This window comes from Mangrovicoccus algicola, assembly GCF_014903745.1.
GTDB classification, from domain to species: Bacteria; Pseudomonadota; Alphaproteobacteria; order Rhodobacterales; family Rhodobacteraceae; genus Mangrovicoccus; species Mangrovicoccus algicola.
In genome coordinates this window covers 1-5,194 of sequence record NZ_JACVXA010000115.1, presented here as the reverse complement: position 1 = coordinate 5,194, position 5,194 = coordinate 1, and the positions used below count along the sequence as shown (strand labels likewise).

The window sequence follows — 5,194 nt, the reverse complement described above, 5'->3', positions numbered from 1 at the left end:
CTGCGGCGCGCCGCGATGCGGCGGCTCCGGCCGCTCCGCGCGGGCCAGCGCCTGCAGCTGCCCCGGCTCCAGCGCGTCGCGCAGCGCGGCGGTGGCGGTCTTCAGCGTCTCTGCGCGCGCCCCCAGATCCAGCGCCCGCTCGGCCATGCGCTCGGCCATCAGGGGCGGGGCCGCCGGGGCCTGCGCCCCCTCGGGGGCGGTACCGGCCTCCTGCGGGGCCTCTTGCGGCGCGGGCGCGCCCTCATGCGGGCCATGGCGCGGTCCGGCCGCCTCCATGAAGGACAGAAGCGCCGCCGCATATTCCCGCCAGGCCGGTTCCTGCGCCTCGGTGATCCCGATCAGGGTCTCCATCGCGTTGAGACGCGCGGCCAGTTCCAGGCCCGGCTGCATCCCGCGCGCCGGCATGGGCGGCGGCGGCAGCTGCGCCTGCCCCTCGGGCCCCGGCCCCGCCGGGGAGACGGCCAGCGCGGGCAGCGCCGCCCCGGCAAGCCCGGCAACCAGAAGCGTGGTCATGACAGTCCGTTTCATCGCATGTTCCTTTCTGCTGTGATCGGTGTCGACTGGAGCCGATCTAGGCAGCCTGCATGTCCCGACAGCACCGGGGCGGTGACGAAACATGTCTGCGGGCGGGAAATTGCAACGCAACATTGCCCCGGCGCCCCGGGCAATCCTGGGACACAAATCCCCCTGCCCCCCGCCGCCGCCGCCGCTATGCTGGGGCGGCATCACAGCGGCAGGATCCATGACCAGCGCCCCCACCATCCTCATCGTCGACGACGATCCCGAAATCCGCAGCCTGCTGGCGCGCTATCTCTCCCAGCAGGGGCTGCGCGTGCAGACCGCCGCCAGCCGCCGCGAAAGCGAAACCCGCCTCGCCCAGGGCCTGCCCGACCTGGCGGTGCTGGACGTGATGCTGCCCGACGGCTCGGGGCTGGAGATCTGCCGCGACCTGCGCGCGCGCCATGCCCATCTGCCGATCATCATGCTCACCGCGCTGAAGGAGGATGTCGACCGCATCATCGGCCTGGAGATCGGCGCCGACGACTACCTGGGCAAGCCCTTCAACCCGCGCGAGCTGGTGGCGCGCATCAAGGCGGTGCTGCGCCGCGCCCCGCGCGAGGCGCCCGCGGCCGGGGCGCCGGACGTCACCCGCTATCGCCTGGCCGGAATCACCGTGGAAACCGACCTGCGCCGCGTCACCGCCCCCTCCGGAGAGCTGATCGAGCTGACCGGCGCCGAATTCGACCTGCTGCGGGTGTTCCTCGACCGGCCGGGGCGGCTCCTGTCGCGCGATCAGCTGCTGGACCTGACCCGCGGCCGGGACCGCGACCCGCTGGACCGCTCCGTCGACGTGCTGATGAGCCGGCTGCGGCGCAAGCTGGCCGCCGGGCTGGCCGATCCGGACGCCGCGCCGATCTTCAAGACGGTGCGCAACGGCGGCTACCAGCTTGTCGTGCCGGTCGAACCGGAGCGCGGGCCATGAGGCTGACCTCGCTCGGCGCGCGCATCGCCGCGCTGATGATCGTGGCGATCCTGGCGGTGACCGGGCTGGCCACCCTCGCGGCCAGCCGGGCCCTGACGCCCCCGCCGCCCCAGTCCCGGATCGAGCCCATCGCCCGCCAGATGCAGATCCTCGCCCGGCTGGCCGAGGCCGATCCCGCCGCCCTCGCCGCCGCGGGGGCCCGCATCGGCCCGCGCCCCGCCGCGGGCAGCCCCGATCCGCGGGCGACGCATATGCTGGCCCGGGCGCTGGAACATACCGGCCCGGCGCGCCGCGTGCAGGTCAGCCGCGGCCCCGACCTGCCGGCGATGACCGCCTCGGTGGCGCTGGCGCCCGGCGCCTGGCTTGTGCTGGACATGCCCGACATGCGGCCGCCCGATGACGGGCCGGTGATCCTGGCGATCTGGCTGGCGGTGATCCTGGCGGGCTCGGCGGTGATCTCGCTCTATGCGGCGCAGCGGCTGGTGCGGCCGCTCAGGCTTCTGGAAACCGCCGCCGGGCGCATCGGCGCGGACGCGACCTTGGCGCCGGTGCCGGAAACCGGCCCGGCCGAGGTGCGCGCCACCGCCCGGGCGCTCAACCGGCTCTCCGAAAGGCTCCGCGCGGCGATGGAAAGCCGGATGCGGCTGGTCGCGGCGGCCGGGCATGACCTGCGCACGCCGATGACCCGGATGCGGCTGCGCGCCGAATTCGTCGAGGACGAGACCGACCGCGCCAAGTGGCTGGCCGACCTGGAGGAACTGGACCGCATCGCCGACAGCGCCATCCGCCTGGTGCGCGAGGAGGTCGGCGGCGGCGGCGCCGAACCGGTCCGGCTGGATCATCTCCTGGCGGAGATCGTGACCGGGCTGGCCGAGGCGGGCCATCCGGTGAGCGCGGACCCGCTGCCGCCGCTCTCGGTCCGGGCCGGGCCCCTGGCGCTGAAACGGGCCCTGTCGAACCTCGTGCTGAATGCCGCCACCCATGGCGGCGGCGCGCATGTGTCGCTCGCCGAACGGCATGGCAGCGATGGCGCCCGGGCGGTGGTGACGATCCGCGATGACGGGCCCGGCCTGCCCGAGGAGATGATGGACCGCGTCTTCGAACCCTTCTTCCGCGTCGATCCCGCCCGCCGCAAGACCCTGCCCGGCGCGGGCCTGGGCCTGGCCATCGCGCGCGAGATCCTCGAACGCTTCGGCGGCCGGATCGAGATCGCCAATCTTCTGCCCCGCGGACTCCTGCAAAGCGTGACCCTGCCGCTGGCCGGGCCGGACACCCCGCCGCAGGACCGGAAGGCGCCCGCGGAGGAGATCTGAGACGCAGCGCCAAGGCGGCGGTTATCTACCTCCATGGAAAGGAAAACCGCCGGAGCCTGCCCGGCGCCGCAATGTCCGGTAAAATGGCGGTCCCCGCCTGGTCCCCGGGTTTTCCCCACCGCCCGTGTCATGGCTGTCACATTTCTTTGCTAGCGGCATCTGGATCGACCGGCGAATGAAAGGACCCGCCATGCGCTTCGCCCTCACGGCCCTGGCTGCCGCACTTCTCTCCACCTCCGCCCTTGCCCAGGATGTCTCGGGCCGGCTGGTGCTTTACACCTCGCAGCCCAACGAGGATGCGCAGGCCACCGTCGACGCCTTCACCGCCGCCCATCCCGGGGTGGAGGTCGAATGGGTCCGCGACGGCACCACCCGGATCATGGCCAAGCTGCGCGCCGAGATCGAGGCCGGGGCGCCCCAGCCCGACGTGCTGCTGATCGCCGACAGCGTGACCATGGAAAGCCTCGTCGCCGAGGACAGGCTCATGGCCTATCCCGACGCGGATGTCTCCGCCTATGACGCCGGGCTGATGGATCCCGGGCACCACTATTTCCCGACCAAGCTGATCACCACCGGCATCATCTACAATACCGGCGCGGAGATGGTGCCGGCCTCCTGGAAGGACCTGCTGAAGCCCGAGGCCGCGGACAGCATCATGCTGCCCTCGCCGCTGACCTCCGGCGCGGCGGCGATCCACATGGCCGCGATCACCGGCGATGACGATCTGGGCTGGGACTACTATGCCGCGCTGGCCGAACAGGGGGCGCTGGCCGATGGCGGCAATGGCGGCGTCTACAAGGCCGTGGCCGGCGGCGAGAAGCTCTACGGTTTCGTGGTCGACTTCCTGCCGATCCGCGAAAAGGCCAAGGGCGCGCCGGTGGAATTCGTCTTCCCCGAGGAAGGCGTCTCGGCGGTGACCGAACCGGTCGCGATCCTGTCCACCGCGCAGAATCCCGACGCCGCGAAGGCCTTCGTCGATTTCCTGATCTCGCGCGAGGGGCAGGAACTGGCCTCCGCCATGGGCTACCTGCCCGCCATGCCGGGCGTCACCCCGCCCGAGGGCTTCCCGGCGGTGGAGGACATCACGCTGCTGCCCTTCGATGCGGGCGCGGCGCTGGAGCAGGACCAGCAGGCCAAGCAGCGCTTCGCCGAGATCTTCGGCGGCTGACCCCCCTGCCCCGGGAGGCGGCCCCGGCCGTCTCCGCGCTGCCGCGGCCGGGCCTGTCCCGGCCGCCTGCCATTCGCCTCGCCCCTTCCCCCGCCCCTCTCCGGCATCGACATGAAGAGAAGAGCCGCCATGAACCGGCCCCCGTTCCGCCCGTCCCCGCGCCCCGGCCAGGGCCTGGCCTTCCTCGCCGCCCTGGCCGCCGCGCTGGGGCTGATCGCGCTGCCGCTGGGACGGCTGCTGGCCACCGCGCTCGGCGGCGACGGCGCGCCCGTCCTGGAGGCCCTGTCGCAGGCCTCGACCCTGCGCGCGCTGGGGCATTCGCTGGACAGCGCCGCCTGTTCGGCGGTCCTTGCCCTGGCCGCGGGCACGGCGGTGGCGCTGGCGGTCGGCCTGACCGACCTGCGCGGCAAGCGCGCCTTCACCTTCCTCTTGCTGATCCCGATGATGATCCCGCCGCATGTGACCGCCATCGCCTGGATCCAGGCGCTCGGCCCCTCCAGCCCGCTGCTGAAGACGCTGGGGATCGCCCCGCCCCTGGGCAGCCCCCATCCCCTCTATTCGCGCGGCGGCGTCATCGGGCTCTTGGCGATCCAGCACATGCCGCTGGTCTTCCTGGTGGTTCTGGCGGCGCTGCGCGCGCTGCCCGCCGACCTGACGGAGGCGGCGCGCATCGCCGGGGCCGGGCCGGGGCGGCTCTTGCGGCGGATCCTGCTGCCGCTCCTGCTGCCCGCGCTGGGGGCAGGCGCGATGCTGGCCTTCGTCGCGGCGCTCGGCAATTTCGGGATCCCCGCGCTGCTGGGCATTCCCGGCCGCTATGTCACCCTGCCGGTGCTGATCTGGCAGCGGCTGGCCAGTTTCGGGCCATCGGTCCTGGCCGATGTCGCCGCCATCGCCGCCATCCTGGCCGCGGTGGCGCTGGTCGCGATCCTGGTGCAGGGGACCATCCTGCGGCGCGGGCGCAACGCGCTGAGCGGCGCGGGGCGCAGCCCGCTGCGCCTGCCGCTGGGGCGCTGGCGCCCGGCGGCCGAGGCGTCCCTGGCGCTGCTGGTCCTGGCCACGCTGGTGCTGCCGCTCTGCGCGCTGCTGGCCACCGCGCTGGTGCCCACCTACGGGGTGGCACTCTCCGCCGCGACGCTGACCCTCGACAATTTCGCCGAGGTGCTGCTGCGCCAGGAAGTGACCGCGCGGGCCTTCGCCAATTCCCTGCTCCTCGCGCTCTGCGCGGCGGCG

The 5,194-nt window shown here is 73.2% G+C and carries 5 protein-coding genes; 4 read left to right on the top strand and 1 reads right to left on the bottom strand.

Translation table 11 applies throughout. The features are described 5' to 3' along the window. On the bottom strand, window positions 1–528 hold a 528-nt coding region (locus ICN82_RS20725), incomplete at its 3' end, for a hypothetical protein (protein WP_193187138.1). A 214-nt stretch (window positions 529–742) separates the two neighbouring features. Here ICN82_RS20725 and ICN82_RS20720 point away from each other — a divergent pair. From ICN82_RS20720 to ICN82_RS20705, 4 genes are all read left to right on the top strand, one after another. Beyond that, window positions 743–1,483, top strand: coding sequence for a response regulator (locus ICN82_RS20720; RefSeq protein ID WP_193187135.1), 741 nt, complete (start codon window positions 743–745; stop codon window positions 1,481–1,483). Continuing rightward, window positions 1,480–2,796 carry an ATP-binding protein gene (locus ICN82_RS20715; RefSeq protein ID WP_226898651.1) on the top strand — a complete coding sequence of 439 codons (1,317 nt, stop codon included), beginning with the start codon at window positions 1,480–1,482 and terminating at the stop codon, window positions 2,794–2,796. Before ICN82_RS20720 ends, ICN82_RS20715 begins: the two co-directional genes overlap by 4 nt. A gap of 190 nt (window positions 2,797–2,986) precedes the next feature. Further along, complete coding sequence (locus tag ICN82_RS20710) at window positions 2,987–3,964, top strand: ABC transporter substrate-binding protein (RefSeq protein WP_193187132.1); 978 nt, start codon at window positions 2,987–2,989, stop codon at window positions 3,962–3,964. Between the two features lie 129 nt (window positions 3,965–4,093). Next, window positions 4,094–5,194: ABC transporter permease (locus tag ICN82_RS20705; RefSeq protein WP_193187129.1), on the top strand; the 1,101-nt coding region annotated here is incomplete at its 3' end.

Excerpts from the sequence above, each read along its gene's own strand:
- ICN82_RS20720 (WP_193187135.1), top strand. The coding sequence starts at position 743 with ATGACCAGCGCCCCCACCATCCTCATCGTCGACGACGATCCCGAAATC.
- ICN82_RS20715 (WP_226898651.1), top strand. The coding sequence starts at position 1,480 with ATGAGGCTGACCTCGCTCGGCGCGCGCATCGCCGCGCTGATGATCGTG.
- ICN82_RS20710 (WP_193187132.1), top strand. The coding sequence starts at position 2,987 with ATGCGCTTCGCCCTCACGGCCCTGGCTGCCGCACTTCTCTCCACCTCC.